A 14,740-nucleotide genomic window follows, 5' to 3' on the forward strand; every position below is an offset into this window, starting at 1 on the left:
ATGGGAACTGATTCAAAATATTATCTTGAAATTTTAAAGAAGCTTGAAGGTTTCATCAGGAAGGACTATTTGCAGTTTCTTCTTTTTGGAGTTCAGGCTTTCGTTGCTGCCGTACTTATTAATTTTACTTTCTATTCTTTCCTCGAATTGATTGCAAATTTCAATTCATCAGTGCGGACGGTTCTATTCATTCTTTTTCTACTTGTTGCATTCGGGTTACTATTTTTCTTTCTGATAAAACCATTTGCTAAATACATCGGAAAAATCAGGAAAGAAAATTACTTTGATGCTGCAATAAAAGTCGGGACAAAATTCCCAGATGTGAAAGATGAACTCATCAACTCAATGCAGCTGGTTTCCGAAAATGAAAAGGGAATTCTTTATTCACCGTATCTGATTGATGCCGCTTTCAGGAATGTTTACGAGCGGGTTAAAAATTTAAACTTTCAATCGATAATAAATTTTGAAAGAACAAAAAAGGTTCTGCCTTATTTTGCGGTGATTACAATTTTCTGCCTGATAATGATTTTGTTTGTTCCCGGATTAAATGCAGCTTCATTCAGACTGTTAAATTTCGATAAAGAATTTATTCCACCACCAAAATTTATTTTTGAAATCAATCCCGGCAATAAAGAAATAACAAAAGGTGATGGAGTAGACATTTCGATCAAAGTTAAAGGCTCAACACCGAAGTTGCTTCAGCTTTTAATTCGCAAAGAGGAAGAAGCCGATTTTCTTAAACAGCAATTGCTCCCTGATTCATCAGGAAATTATTCATTTGCAATTAACTCAGTGAAGAGTTCCTTCAAATATTTTGCTGATGCCGATGGTGTTGAAAGTGAAGTGTTCGAGATTGTTGTGATTGACAGACCAATTGTTAAAACTCTTGAGTTGGAAATTATATCACCTTCTTATTCCAAAATTCCAAAAGTTGTTCAAAAAGATAATGGTAATATCCAGGCGTTAACCGGAAGCAGAGTGAATTTGAAAATTTCTTCAACTAAAAAACTCAAAGAAGCAAAAATTGAATTTGGTGATTCTTCTATTGTTAATTTGAATGTTGACGGCGAATCTGTTTCAGGAAATTTTTTCGTTAAGAAAGATAATAGCTATCAAATAAAACTTATGGATGAGAATGGCAACAATAATCTTTCTCCAATAACCTACTCAGTAAAAGCTCTTTATGATGCTTTCCCTGTGATTGAACTAATTTCCCCAAATCAAAATACAAGTCTGTCAAATGATAATAGGGTCCCACTTGTTGCAAAAGCTTCAGATGATTATGGATTTTCAAAATTAGTATTGAATTACAGATTGTCTGCTTCAAAATACGAAACGCCTCAGATTGATTTCAGTTCAATTGAAATTCCTGTTGATAAATCAAAGCTCGAAATAAATATCAACTACGTCTGGAACCTAACCCAGATGTATCTTGCTGTGGATGATGTTGTTACCTACTACCTTGAGATTTTTGATAACGATAATGTGAACGGACCTAAATCTGCCAGAACTCAGACTTTAACAGTTCGTGTTCCCTCACTTGATGAAATCCTTAACGAAGCGGATCAACTGCAGGCACAGAGCGAAACAGATCTTGAAGAAATACTTAAAGATGCAGAAGAACTGAAGAAAACTCTCGATGAAATCGATAAGGAGCTGAAAAAGGATGATCCGAAATTAAGCTGGGAAGAGAAACAAAAAATTGAAAACGCACTTGAGAAATATCAGGAGCTGCAGGATAAAGTTGATAAAGTAAATGATCAGCTTGGAGATATGAAACAAAATCTTCAGGAGAATAATTTGCTCTCAAAAGAAACGATGGAAAAGTATATGGAGCTACAGAAACTGATGGATGAAATGACCAGCGATGAGATGAAAAAAGCAATGGAAAGACTCCAGAATGTTCTAAAAGATATGAACAGGAATATGACGCAGGAACAACTCCAGAATATGAAAATGGATGAAGAAAGGTTTAAGAAAAGCATCGAACGAACACTTAATTTATTAAAGAGAATTCAAGTTGAACAAAAGATGGATGAGCTGCTTAAACGTACAGAGGAATTAACTGAAAAGCAGGAAAACCTTTCTGAACAAACTGAACAAAGCGATCCTTCAAATCAAAAAGAAAATGAAAACCTTAGCAAGAAGCAGGATGAGATAACAAAAGATTTGGAAAAACTTAAGAAAGAAATGCAGGATCTCGAAAAGAAAATGGGTGAAATACCTGATATGCCTCAGGAGGAAATGGAAGAGATGATGGAGGAATTTGAACAGCAGCAGAACCAGCAGTTATCTGATCAGGCTTCGCAGGATATTCAGCAGAATAAAAAGCAGAAAGCTAAACAGAACCAGCAGATGCTTTCGCAAAATATGAAACAGATGAAACAAAAAATGCAGCAGATGAAAGATTCGATGATGCAGCAAAGCCAGATGCAGACATTTACAGATATGATGAAAATTCTTGATAATATTCTTTCGCTATCAAAAAACAGGAAGATTTAAAACGTGAAGCAGAAAACCTTGATCCAAATTCTTCAAGGCTCGATGATTTAGCAAAAGAAGAGAATAACCTTTCTAACAATTTGAATAACATCATGCAGCAGATGTCTGATCTATCGCAGAAAACATTTGCAATCAGTCCGGAAATGGGCAAGTCACTCGGTGACGCAAAGAAACAGATGGAAGGATCTGTTCAATCAATGAAAAGCAGAAATGGTATGGTGGCTTCCAACCAGCAGGGTGAAGCAATGAAGTCGTTGAACGAAGCCGCAATGATGATGAAAAATTCCATGGAATCAATGATGCAAGGTGGAAGTGGACAGGGAGGAATGATGTCGTTAATGCAGCAATTGCAGCAGATGTCCGGTGATCAGATGAATCTTAATAATCTCACACAAATGCTTCAGAAGATGCAGCAAGGAGGGCTAACTCCACAGCAGCAAATGGAAATGCAAAGACTTTCACAGCAGCAGCAGTTGATACAAAAATCACTTGAGCAGTTGAACCAGGAAGCGAAAATCTCCGGTCAGTCACAAAAACTTCCTGCGGATCTTGATGAAATTTCGAGAAGGATGCAGGAAGTAATAACAGATATGCAAGGTCAGAAACTGGATGATGAACTTCTGCAAAAGCAGGAAAACATACTCAGTAAGCTGCTTGATGCACAAAAGTCAATCAATGAACGAGATTATGAAAAAGAAAGAGAATCCAGATCAGGTGAAACCGTCCGCAGAAATCAGCCGCCCGAATTAAATCTCTCTTCACCAAATGCTTTAAATAAAATTCGCGATGAATTAAATAAGGCTGTTAAAGAAGGTTACTCGAGAGATTATGAAGAATTAATAAGAAAATATTATGAAATTCTTCAGAATGAAGATTTACAGAAACAATAGATTAAGTTTAATTTATCAGCTACCTTCTCACACTACGATTTGAGTTTCTAATTTTGTGCAGGATTTAATTTTTTAGGTTAAATCTGCATATCTTTGAGAAGTCAAATTTCACCAATGAACGCATTAATTGAAAATACTCTCCACATTATTTCTAAGATAAGTTACAGCAGACAGGGTTATCTGCTTCAACTTAACGATTATGGATTTGAGGTGCTAAATATGTGGGGTGGTAGACCAGATGACTTCATTAAATTGAATGATCTGCTCTTCAAACTATTTAAGGCAGGCGGTATTGATACTGAAAAGTTTGCTGAATTGCCTACAGTTGCTGATTTTCTTAAAGAAAGATTTGCTGCTTCATTTTTTATTAAAGATTTAATTTTTTTCTCGGAAAGAAATTTGTACGTCTACATACTTCTCTTTTCTGATTATCCCGATGAATTCAAAGATGAAACCAAAAGCAGAATAATGCCCGTGCTCTCGATTCTCAGTCATCAGCTTAAAACTTATTTTGAGCAGCGCCCCGATCAAAATATAAAATTATCAGAAAAAAGATTTGATAATCAGCAGAACAAAAAAATATTTGATGAATGGGAAGACAAGTTCAATCTTCTGGTTAATATATCTCCTGATTTGATATTTATTCTGGATAATTCAGGAAAATTTATCCTGGTAAATGATGCCGTTCAAAATCATCTTGATTATTCGCCGGATGAATTGAAAGGGAAACACTTTATTGATTTTATAAATAAGGAAGATCTATCGGCAGTTAACCTTTCGTTGAACAAAAATCTGATTGATAATAAACCTTTCAGGCTTACTGTGAATATGCTGACCAAGTACGGTCAGGTGTTTCCTGTTGAGCTAAGCTGTAATACTATCTACAGCAAAAATAAAATTATAGGTTTACTTGGAGTTGGTAAAGATTTGACTGATAAGCAAAGATATGAAACCGAACTGCGAAAGCTGAAGCCAAAATTAACAGAAGTAAACCGGGTATTAAAAATAGAAAGAGCAAGAACTAATCCGCAAAAATCAGTTGTCGAGGAACTTAATCGACTGAAGTATGATTTTATTTCAGGGATTTCACATGAATTCCGGACAACACTCGCGTCAATAATTGGGTTTTCTGAAACGATCGTATCCGATCCGGACCTGGCTGATTCCATGAAGGAAGAATTTATCCAGGTTATTATGAGCGAAGGTAAACGATTAGCAAAATTAATTAATTACTTTTTAGATACTTCTCAGACAGATGAAAAACTTGTAGTCATCAATAAAACAAGCGTGGGTCTCATCAGGTTAATTCAGGAAGTAGTAAATGAAAATATTGATCTGGCTTCATATAAAAATATTATAATTAATTTTGAACATCCTGAAGAAGAAGTTTTTATTGAAGCTGATAAGGAAAGTCTGCACCAGGTAATTAACGCACTTGTTAATAATGCAATTCGATTTACGGATGAACTCGGAAGAGTAAAAGTAATTGTAAATAATTTTGTCAGAGAGGTTGAAATTGTCATCAGCGATACTGGAATCGGAATTCCGGAAGCTGATCAACCGTATATATTTCAGCGTTTTTTTAGAGCAAGCAGAAGAGTTAGTGATATTTCAAGCACAGGAGTTGGCTTGGTTTTTGTAAAACAAATAATCGATTTACATAAAGGTTTAATAACAGTCCAAAGTGAAGCCGGAAGCGGAACCACTTTTCTGGTAAAATTGCCCAAAAGAAGTAAAATTGAGAAAAATGAGGTAAATATTGAGTAAACTCATATTCATAGTTGATGATGAACAATCCATTTCGAAGCTGCTTTCGTTCTGGGTAAAAGATAAGTGGGGTTATGATGTTGAAATTTTCCCGAACAGCGAATCGATGTTCAAGAAAATGAGCTCAAAACCCGATTTGATTTTACTTGATATTATGCTGCCAGGACTCGATGGAATTGAAACTCTAAGAAGAATCAAACAAACAGACGAACATTTGCCTGTTATTATGTTATCTGCGCAGGGAAGAATTGATGTTGCTGTTGATTCAATTAAGTACGGAGCATATGATTATTTCTCCAAACCAATCGATCAGCAGAAACTTGAACTAGCAGTAAAGAATGCAATCCGAAATTATGACCTCGTAAAAGAGATTCAGAATCTTAAAGAAAACGTTAAGAAAGAATACAGCTTTGATAATATAATTTCTGCCGATGGTAAAATGCAGGATGTCTTCAAACTCGTTTCGAAAGTACTCGATAATGATATCACAGTTTTGATTTATGGAGAAAGCGGAACAGGAAAAGAGTTAATAGCACGAGCAATTCATTATAACGGAAAAAGAAAAGACAAGCCTTTCGTTGTTGTCAATTGTGCTTCCATTCCAAGAGAACTTCTTGAGAGTGAATTATTTGGTCACGAGAAAGGATCATTTACTGGCGCCCATCAGAGAAAGCTTGGAAAATTTGAGTACGCAAAAGACGGAACGATATTTCTCGATGAAGTCGGCGAACTTGAGATGATGCTTCAGGCAAAACTTTTAAGAGTAATCCAGCAAAGAGAATTTGAACGCGTAGGTGGTACAGAGTTAATAAAGACAAACGTTCGGATTATTTCGGCTACAAACAGGGATTTAAAACATGCAGTCGAACTAAAGCAGTTCCGTGAAGATTTATTTTACAGGTTAAATTCATTCCCGATTTTTATTCCACCGATACGTCAGAGAAGAGCGGATATACTTGTATTGACAGAATACTTTGTTGAAGAGTTCAACAAAAAACTTCAGAGGAATGTAAAAGGCTTCACTAAAAAAGCACTCAAACTTATTTATGAATATGATTGGCCGGGAAATGTGCGGGAAATGGAGAACACTATCGAACGATGTATGATAATTTCCGATAAAGACCAGCTTGATGTTGACGATTTACCGCAGCATATTCGGGCTGCTGATACATCAGCGGTTGTGGATCACCAAAGTGTTATGTTCACCGACGATAATATTGTCCCGTTTGAAAAAATAAAGGAGAAATCAATCAGGCATGCTTTAAAAGTTACAGGTGGAAACATCGTTGAAGCAGCCAGAAAACTTCAGCTTGGCAGAGCTACAATATACCGGCTAATGGAAAAATATGGTATTGAAAGCTGAAGGGTTATTCCTGATTACAATTCTTTAAATGCCGGACTATAGAATTCGTTCGGGGGTATTTGGATGATCTGCGGTTGAATATTTCAGTTGTTGCAAAGATTACAAATATAAATTAAGCAAACGGGTTATGCGTTAAATGAGTACTAATGATAAAAAATCGATTCTGGTCATTGATGACGATATAACCATTCGCAAACTAATTTCCCACCATCTTAATCTTAATGATTACAAAGTTCATCTAGCAGCAAACACCGATGAAGGTTTCTCACAGTTAAAAAAAAATAAAATAGATCTTGTCCTTTGCGATATTATAATGGATAAAATGGATGGATTTACTTTCTGTCAGCTTGTCCGGGAGAATGAAAACTATCGTTCAATTCCTTTCGTGTTCGTTACTGCAAAAAATACTCTTGAAGATAAATCAAAAGCTCTCGAAGTAGGCGGTGATGATTTCATCACAAAGCCATTTAATGTTGATGAACTTATCCTGAAAATTAAATCCATGATCAGGAGAACGGAAATAAATCGTATTTACGGTACAAGAAAAAATCTTCTGGAGGTATTTTCAACAAAAAAATACAAAGTTGTTATTGTTGACGATGATAAAGCCGCGTTGACAATTTACCAGACCGGACTTACAAAAGCCGGAATTGAATGCAGAGTTTCTGAAACAGCAATGGAAGGATTGAAAATTGTAAGAACATTTCAGCCTGATTTAATTGTCGCTGATGTAATGATGCCGGAAATTGACGGTTATAAATTTCGTGAAATGCTTTTAAACTATCCTGAAACAGCTTCGATTCCTTTCGTTTTTCTAAGCAACATTAATTCAGAGCAAGAGGTTCTTGCAAGTTTTTCTCAGGATATTGTTGACTACCTGCAGAAAGATTACGGCTATAAAATAGTTGTTGCGAAGATACTTGCTTTACTAAAAAGTTTAAGTAAGGAAAGAAATAAAGTTGTTACCGAACTTCACGAAGCATCGGAATTATTAAAAACAAGTGTTGTTCCGGAAAAATTCCCTGAGTTTGAAAATTTTGACATACAATACTGGCATATGCCTTTTAGCGGAATTCCCGGAGGAGATTTTATAGATCATTTTCTACTTGATGATGATAACCTCGTATTAATTCTTGGCGATGTGATGGGCAAAAAATGGGGAGCGTGGTATTTTGCATACGCCTATGCAGGTTATATAAGGAGTGCGATTCATTCAGTAGTTGGTGAAGGAGAGTTTTCATCTCCGGGAAAAATTATAAGCAAAGTAAACAAGCTAGTCTATCAGGATTCTAAAATTTCGGAAGTGTTTTCGACGTTGTCTGCAGTAGTCATTAACAAACAGGAGATGACCCTCAGGTATTCCGGTGCTGGTGATATGCCGATACTCTTTAAAAACAACTCAAAGGGAGAGATTAATAAAATTGAGTCTAAAGGATTACTTCTGGGTTTCAACAATGATGCTCTTTTCGATGATGTGTTAATTAAAATGAACTCCGGAGATATTGTCATTTTATCTACCGATGGAATGATAGAATGCCGTGATACTGCTGGTAATCAGTTTGGACTGAGCAAACTCGTTAAGACAATACAGAATGAAAATTTTTATCTGAATCCAATCGCTGTCTTAAAAGAAAACATTCAAGCTTTTAATCAGTTTACGTTTGAAGATGATGTCAGCGTAATAACAATTTCTGCAAAGTGAATGTTGTTCCCTGCAAATTACTCTGTTGCCTGAAGCTTTTCGGTTTTGTCTGCAATTTTTAACTGCTCAATAATCTCATCAATGTGACCTTCCATAATGTTGGAAAGATTATAAAGTGTTAATCCGATTCGATGATCAGTTAATCTGTTTTGAGGGTAATTGTAGGTTCTTATTTTATCGCTTCGGTCGCCGCTACGTACCATTGATTTTCGTTGTGCGGAGATTTCTTCGTTCTGTTTCTTAAGCTCAAGATCATACAATCGTGCTTTAAGCACTTTCATCGCTTTCTGTCTGTTTTTCAACTGTGATCTTTCATCCTGGCATTGGACTACAATACCTGTAGGTAAATGAGTTATTCTAACAGCTGTTTCGACTTTATTAACATTCTGTCCACCAGCACCACCTGAGCGGAAAATATCAATCTTCAAATCATTCTGGTTTATTTCTATCTGTACATCTTCAGCTTCAGGAAGCACTGCAACAGATGCAGCGGAAGTGTGAACTCTTCCACTTCCTTCGGTTTCAGGTACTCTCTGAACTCTATGCACACCGCTTTCAAATTTTAAATCACCGTAAACATTATTCCCGCTTAACGAAAATATGGCTTCTTTTACACCACCTAAACCAGTATCATTAATGTCAATCAGCTCAAGTTTCCAGCCGCGGATTTCTGCGTAACGGCTGTATTCTGAATAGATCACCGGCGAAAAGAGCTGCTTCCTCTCCTCCGGTTCCGGCTCTAATTTCCATAATTACATCTTTATCATCGTTTGGATCTTTGGGAAGCAGAAGCACTTTGATTTCTTCCTCAAGATTATCTCTCTCAACTTTAAGATCTGCAAGTTCAGCTTCGGCTAATGATACAAGCTCACTATCCGATACAGTATCAATTATCTCCTTATTGCCTTTTATATTTTTAAGTACCGAAGCGTATTTCGAATAGGCTTCAACAATTTCAGTGAGATCGCTTCTTTCCTTCGTAAGGGAAATCATTTTCTCCCGCTCCGAAGCGATCTTGGGATCAGAAAGCTGCTCGTTAATGCTGTCAAACTTAATTTTTATTTTTTCTAACTTATCTGCTAAATTCATAGTGTATTTCTAAAAATTGTGTGCAAATATATTAAAGCACCTTCTGAAAATCTAAACGGGAGAGGAATTTGACTGAATGAACACACCTGATACACCTGAATTGAACAATCAATTAAAGATCACGAACATCCTTTTTTATTCACTCCTTTCGGGGTTACTCATATTCTTTACGGTTGTAATGGTAATTATTCAGGATATGGATTATTCAGCAAATGCTGATATTGATAAAATATTTTTGTTTATTGTCCCGGTCTTCGGATTAGCAATTATGTTTCTTTCAAGAATGATTTATAGCCAGATGTTATCCAGGTTTAATTCGGGCGGAAGTATTCTTCAAAAAATAACATATTACAGAACGGCAAAAATTGTATCCTGGGCGATGATTGAAGGAGCTTGTTTTTTAGCATTAGTAGCAACTATGCTGACTTCAAATTATCTTTACACTGTGGTTTTCCTTTTCCTCATTGGTTATTTCATTCTGATGAGACCATCGAAGGAATCTTTGATACGTGATATGCGTTTAAATTCGGAAGAAAGTGATTTAATTTTAAAGAGTTAATTATGAAAAAGTTTGATATACCAATCCATTATAAAAGTTCTTTCATCATCACTCAAATAAAGAACAGCAGAAAACTCGAAGATCCACGCAAAAAAGATTTTTCACCCACTGTTCTTGACTTTGGTCCTGTCAAGTTTTTTCTCGCTCGTCATTTTGGATTTTGCTATGGAGTTGAAAATGCAATTGAAATTGCTTACAAAACAATAGAAGAAAATCCCGGTAAAAGGATATTTCTGTTGAGTGAAATGATCCACAATCCGGGCGTGAATAACGATTTATTAAGCATGGGTGTTCGGTTTATTATGGATACTTCTGGAAATCAGCTCGTTGCATGGGAAGAAATTAAAGTAGATGATATCGTTATCATACCGGCTTTCGGAACAACACTCGAGATAGAGAAAAAACTAAATAAGATGGGTATCAATCCATACAGATATAACACAACCTGTCCATTCGTTGAAAAAGTCTGGAACCGTTCCTTTGACCTTGGGAAACAGGGATTTACTGTAGTTATACATGGAAAGCACTATCACGAGGAAACACGAGCAACTTTCTCACACGCTGTTCAAAATTCTCCTTCAGTGATTGTTCGTAATCTTGAAGAAACAAAATTTCTTTCAGACGTAATTCTTGGAAATAAGACAGAAGAAGATTTCTATGAATTCTTCAAAGGAAAATATTCAAAAGATTTTGATGCATTTATTCTTTTGAATAGTATCGGAGTAGTGAATCAAACCACAATGCTTGCAACCGAGACTCAGGAAATTGCTGATCTTCTTAAAGAAACGATGATAAAAAAATATGGAGTCGAAAATATCAACGAGCATTTTGCTGACACACGTGACACTCTCTGCTATGCAACAAACGATAACCAGGATGCAACTTATGGAATGCTGGAAGTTGAAGCAGATTTTGCTATTGTGGTCGGAGGATACAATAGTTCAAACACTACGAACATAGTTAAGATATGTGAAGAGGAAATCATGACCTATTTTATTGATTCAGCAGCAAGAATAATTTCAGATAATGAAATCAATCATTTTGATATAAATAAACAGTCGATTGTAATTTCAAACAACTATCTTCCTGACAAGTATCCTGTCGAGATAATGATAACCAGCGGAGCTTCATGTCCGGATGCTGTCGTTGAAGCTGTTATCAGAAGAATTGTGTCATTCTTTTCAAACTCGAAAGACATTGATTCAGTTGTGAATGATGTCCTTGAAGCAATTTAAATATTCATCGGATCAGTTGGTTGTTTCTTTTTTGAGCTGTTTCAATTTCATCCAATAATTTTCGAAATAATTCTTTAACCGTCAGAATTTCATTTACCAAACCTGAGCTTTGTCCGGCTTCAAGTTCACCTTCGTTTTCATCTCCTTCAAAAATACCGAGTCGTTCACGTTTACTTCCAAGCAGTTCTTTTAATTTGATTTCGTCCCAGCCTTCTCTTTCAGCTATTAAAGCACGGAACGCAAAATCATTTTTTAACATTCTCACCAATCCAATTTTTTTGAACGCCAAAGTTGTTCCATCGTCCTTAGCCTCAACAACTTTCCTTTTATAATTTTCGTGAGCTGAAGATTCAAGTGTCGCTGCAAACCTGGTCCCGATTTGAACACCTTCAGCACCGAGCGAAAGTGCTGCGAGAATTCCTCTGCCGTCAGCAATTCCACCTGCTGCAATCACAGGAATTTTTACTGCATCAACAAGCTGCGGGATTAATGCAAGTGTTGTTGTTTCATTAATTCCATTGTGGCCTCCGGCTTCAACTCCTTCACCAACAACCGCATCGCAACCAACTTCCTCCGCTTTCAAAGCATGTTTTACTGAAGGAATCACATGAGCGACTTTAATATTATTTTCTTTTAACTGGTTTATAAATTTTCCTGGATGTCCGGCTGATGAAAATACAATCTTCACTCCTTCTTCAATTGTAACTCTAACAAGCTCTTCAGCATCACCTCTTAGTAGTGGAATATTTACTCCGAATGGTTTGTCGGTAGCGGATCTACATTTTTGAATGTGTTCTTTTAACAAGTCTGGTTTCATTGAACCTGAACCAATTAGACCGAGTCCGCCTTCATTAGAAACGGCTGAAGCTAATTTCCAGCCTGAAGTCCAAACCATTCCTGCTTGAATGATAGGATATTCAATCTTAAAGAGCTCAGTAATTTTTGTGGATAATTTCATGATTTGTGATATCTCTCAAATATTTGGTTGATTAGAATTATTTTATAATCATAATATGAAAGTTAACCCTCTTTAGCTTGTTATTAAAAACCCCTTTTCCTAAGTTTGTAAGCCTTTTTTTAAAAAGAGCTTATAGATAATTTTTCATTTCAGAAGGTAGTTTAATAATGTCGTTTTTCTTTACATCAGAATCAGTTTCTGAAGGTCATCCCGATAAAGTTTGTGATGCGATCTCCGATGGTATACTCGATGCAATAATTGCAAAAGATCCTAATGCAAGAGTAGCTTGCGAAACTTTCGTGACTACAGGCCTTGTTCTCGTCGGCGGTGAAATAACCACCGAAGCATACATTGAAGTTCCGGATGTTGTTCGCGCAACAGTTAAAAAAATCGGTTACACAAGTGCTGATTATAAATTTGATTCGGAATCCTGTTCAGTGCTGAATGCAATACATTCTCAGTCACCTGATATTGCAATGGGTGTTGATAAAGGGGGTGCAGGTGATCAGGGAATGATGTTCGGTTATGCATGTGACCAGACACCAGAATTAATGCCAATGCCGATTATGTATGCTCATAAACTCGTAAAAAAACTGGCAGACATTCGAAAGGGTTATAATGGAGTGATGCCGTATTTAAGACCGGATGCAAAATCCCAGGTAACAGTTGAGTACGATGATAACAAAAATCCAAAGAGAGTTGATACGATTGTGATTTCCACCCAGCACGATGCAGATGCAAGCCAGGCAAAAATTAAAGAAGATGTTATTGAACAGGTAATCAAGCAAGTTATTCCATCAGATTTATTTGATAGTAAAACAAAAGTATTTGTTAATCCAACCGGCAGGTTTGAAATTGGCGGACCTCATGGTGACAGCGGACTAACCGGAAGAAAAATTATTGTTGATACCTATGGTGGTTGGGCACCTCACGGCGGTGGTGCATTTTCAGGTAAAGATCCTTCCAAAGTTGACCGCTCCGCTGCTTATGCTGCAAGGCATATAGCGAAAAATATTGTTGCAGCTAAACTCGCAAGAGAATGTATGGTTCAGGTCGCGTACGCAATCGGAATTGCAGAGCCTGTTTCAATTTATGTTGATACTAAAGGAACAGGAGTTATTCCTGATTCGGAAATATCAAAGATGATTACAAAAGAAGTTGACTTGACTCCGAAAGGAATTATCGAAAGATTAAAGTTGAGAAGACCAATTTATCAGAAAACTGCTGCATATGGTCATTTCGGAAGAACAGAAAACGAATTTTCCTGGGAACAATTGGACCTGGTAAATTTGTTTAAGAAATACGCATAATATTTAACAACCAGATAAAAGGAAAAAAATGAGCGACGTCGCTGTAAAAAATGATGTGAAAATTCTTCCATATAAAGTGAAGGATATTTCACTTGCTGAATGGGGAAGAAAAGAGATAAAGTTAGCAGAAGCTGAAATGCCCGGCTTGATGTCTATCAGGGAAAAGTATAAAAAAGAGCAGCCTTTAAAAGGTGCTCGAATTGCCGGCTGCCTTCATATGACTATACAAACTGCTGTGTTAATTGAAACTTTAAAAGATCTTGGTGCTGAAGTTCAGTGGTCATCCTGTAATATTTTTTCAACACAGGATCATGCTGCTGCAGCAATTGCCAAAGCAGGAGTTCCTGTATTTGCCTGGAAGGGTGAAACGCTTGAAGAGTATGACTGGTGCATCGAACAAACTTTATTCTTTGGCAAGGATAGAAAACCATTAAATATGATTCTAGACGATGGCGGTGATTTAACAAATATGGTTCTTGATAAATATCCTGAACTTATAAAAGAGATCAAAGGAATCTCTGAGGAGACAACTACCGGAGTACATCGTCTCTACGAAAGAGAGAAGAAAGGTACGCTTCCTGTTCCTGCATTCAATGTGAATGACTCAGTTACAAAATCTAAATTTGATAATAAGTATGGCTGCCGAGAATCTTTAGTTGATGCACTTCGCAGAGCGACAGATTTAATGATGGCTGGCAAAGTTGCAGTTGTTGCAGGTTATGGTGATGTTGGTAAAGGTTCAGCACAGTCACTTCGTGGTGCGGGTGTAAGAGTTATTGTTACTGAGATCGATCCGATTTGTGCTTTGCAGGCTGCAATGGACGGCTATGAAGTTCAGAAGATGGCAAAGGCTGCTCCCCGCGCTGATATTATTGTTTCAGCAACTGGTAACTATAATGTTGTTGATGAAAAGATTTTCAGATTACTGAAAGATAAAACTGTTGTTTGCAACATCGGTCACTTCGATAACGAAATTGATATGGCATGGTTGAATAAAAATTACGGGCACACAAAGGATAATATCAAACCTCAGGTTGATATGTACACTATCGATGGAAAGAATATTATTGTTCTTGCTGAAGGAAGATTAGTTAACCTTGGATGTGCAATGGGACATCCATCTTATGTTATGTCTAATTCATTTTCAAATCAGGTACTTGCACAAATTGAACTTTGGAATCATCACAAAAAATATGAAAACAAAGTTTACACCCTACCAAAACATCTTGACGAGATGGTTGCAAAATTGCATTTGGCTAAAGTTGGTGCTGAGCTCGATGTATTACGACCCGAACAGGCAGAATACATTGGTGTTCCTGTTGAAGGACCCTACAAACCGGATTATTACAGATACTAAAATTCTTC

General features: G+C 36.5%; 10 protein-coding genes and 1 pseudogene. 9 read left to right on the forward strand and 2 right to left on the reverse strand.

Annotated features, from left to right (window positions below):
• The 5 genes from IPM14_05715 (at window position 1) to IPM14_05735 (ending at window position 8,224) form a co-directional block, all read left to right on the forward strand.
• Window positions 1-2,502, forward strand: a complete 2,502-nt coding sequence (locus tag IPM14_05715) for a hypothetical protein (GenBank protein ID MBK9097621.1) — start codon at window positions 1-3, stop codon at window positions 2,500-2,502.
• A gap of 101 nt (window positions 2,503-2,603) precedes the next feature.
• Window positions 2,604-3,392 (forward strand): hypothetical protein, encoded by a 789-nt coding sequence (locus IPM14_05720; GenBank protein MBK9097622.1) that lies wholly within the window; start codon window positions 2,604-2,606, stop codon window positions 3,390-3,392.
• 114 nt (window positions 3,393-3,506) lie between these two features.
• Window positions 3,507-5,159 (forward strand): PAS domain S-box protein, encoded by a 1,653-nt coding sequence (locus IPM14_05725; GenBank protein ID MBK9097623.1) that lies wholly within the window; start codon window positions 3,507-3,509, stop codon window positions 5,157-5,159.
• Complete coding sequence (locus IPM14_05730) at window positions 5,152-6,522, forward strand: sigma-54-dependent Fis family transcriptional regulator (GenBank protein MBK9097624.1); 1,371 nt, start codon at window positions 5,152-5,154, stop codon at window positions 6,520-6,522. The genes IPM14_05725 and IPM14_05730 overlap by 8 nt, the downstream gene beginning before the upstream one ends.
• Window positions 6,523-6,658: 136 nt before the next feature.
• Window positions 6,659-8,224: a response regulator gene (locus IPM14_05735; GenBank protein ID MBK9097625.1), complete on the forward strand. Its 1,566-nt coding sequence runs from the start codon at window positions 6,659-6,661 to the stop codon at window positions 8,222-8,224.
• A gap of 17 nt (window positions 8,225-8,241) precedes the next feature.
• Here the strand turns inward: IPM14_05735 and prfA are convergent.
• Window positions 8,242-9,313, reverse strand: a pseudogene (gene prfA / locus IPM14_05740) (peptide chain release factor 1).
• Window positions 9,314-9,389: 76 nt separating this feature from the next.
• Here prfA and IPM14_05745 point away from each other — a divergent pair.
• On the forward strand, window positions 9,390-9,872 hold the full coding sequence (locus IPM14_05745; GenBank protein MBK9097626.1) for a hypothetical protein: 483 nt from the start codon (window positions 9,390-9,392) through the stop codon (window positions 9,870-9,872).
• Window positions 9,873-9,874: 2 nt separating this feature from the next.
• Window positions 9,875-11,107, forward strand: a complete 1,233-nt coding sequence (locus IPM14_05750; GenBank protein MBK9097627.1) for a 4-hydroxy-3-methylbut-2-enyl diphosphate reductase — start codon at window positions 9,875-9,877, stop codon at window positions 11,105-11,107.
• A 4-nt stretch (window positions 11,108-11,111) separates the two neighbouring features.
• On the opposite strand, the gene IPM14_05755 is transcribed toward IPM14_05750, so the two are convergent.
• Window positions 11,112-12,065, reverse strand: a complete 954-nt coding sequence (locus tag IPM14_05755) for a nitronate monooxygenase (protein ID MBK9097628.1) — start codon at window positions 12,063-12,065, stop codon at window positions 11,112-11,114.
• Between the two features lie 167 nt (window positions 12,066-12,232).
• Here IPM14_05755 and IPM14_05760 point away from each other — a divergent pair, with 167 nt between their 5' ends.
• Both IPM14_05760 and IPM14_05765 read left to right on the forward strand, forming a co-directional pair.
• Window positions 12,233-13,375 carry a methionine adenosyltransferase gene (locus IPM14_05760; protein ID MBK9097629.1) on the forward strand — a complete coding sequence of 381 codons (1,143 nt, stop codon included), beginning with the start codon at window positions 12,233-12,235 and terminating at the stop codon, window positions 13,373-13,375.
• A gap of 28 nt (window positions 13,376-13,403) precedes the next feature.
• Window positions 13,404-14,732, forward strand: coding sequence for an adenosylhomocysteinase (locus IPM14_05765; protein MBK9097630.1), 1,329 nt, complete (start codon window positions 13,404-13,406; stop codon window positions 14,730-14,732).
• The last annotated feature ends 8 nt before the right edge of the window (window positions 14,733-14,740 follow it).

Source organism: bacterium (assembly GCA_016716565.1).
Classification (GTDB): domain Bacteria; phylum Bacteroidota; class Ignavibacteria; order Ignavibacteriales; family Ignavibacteriaceae; genus IGN2.

Coding starts and splice junctions, on each gene's coding strand:
- IPM14_05760 (MBK9097629.1), top strand. CDS start 12,233: ATGTCGTTTTTCTTTACATCAGAATCAGTTTCTGAAGGTCATCCCGAT.
- IPM14_05745 (MBK9097626.1), top strand. CDS start 9,390: ATGAACACACCTGATACACCTGAATTGAACAATCAATTAAAGATCACG.
- IPM14_05720 (MBK9097622.1), top strand. CDS start 2,604: ATGTCTGATCTATCGCAGAAAACATTTGCAATCAGTCCGGAAATGGGC.
- IPM14_05725 (MBK9097623.1), top strand. CDS start 3,507: ATGAACGCATTAATTGAAAATACTCTCCACATTATTTCTAAGATAAGT.
- IPM14_05735 (MBK9097625.1), top strand. CDS start 6,659: ATGAGTACTAATGATAAAAAATCGATTCTGGTCATTGATGACGATATA.
- IPM14_05750 (MBK9097627.1), top strand. CDS start 9,875: ATGAAAAAGTTTGATATACCAATCCATTATAAAAGTTCTTTCATCATC.
- IPM14_05715 (MBK9097621.1), top strand. CDS start 1: ATGGGAACTGATTCAAAATATTATCTTGAAATTTTAAAGAAGCTTGAA.
- IPM14_05755 (MBK9097628.1), bottom strand. CDS start 12,065: ATGAAATTATCCACAAAAATTACTGAGCTCTTTAAGATTGAATATCCT.
- IPM14_05765 (MBK9097630.1), top strand. CDS start 13,404: ATGAGCGACGTCGCTGTAAAAAATGATGTGAAAATTCTTCCATATAAA.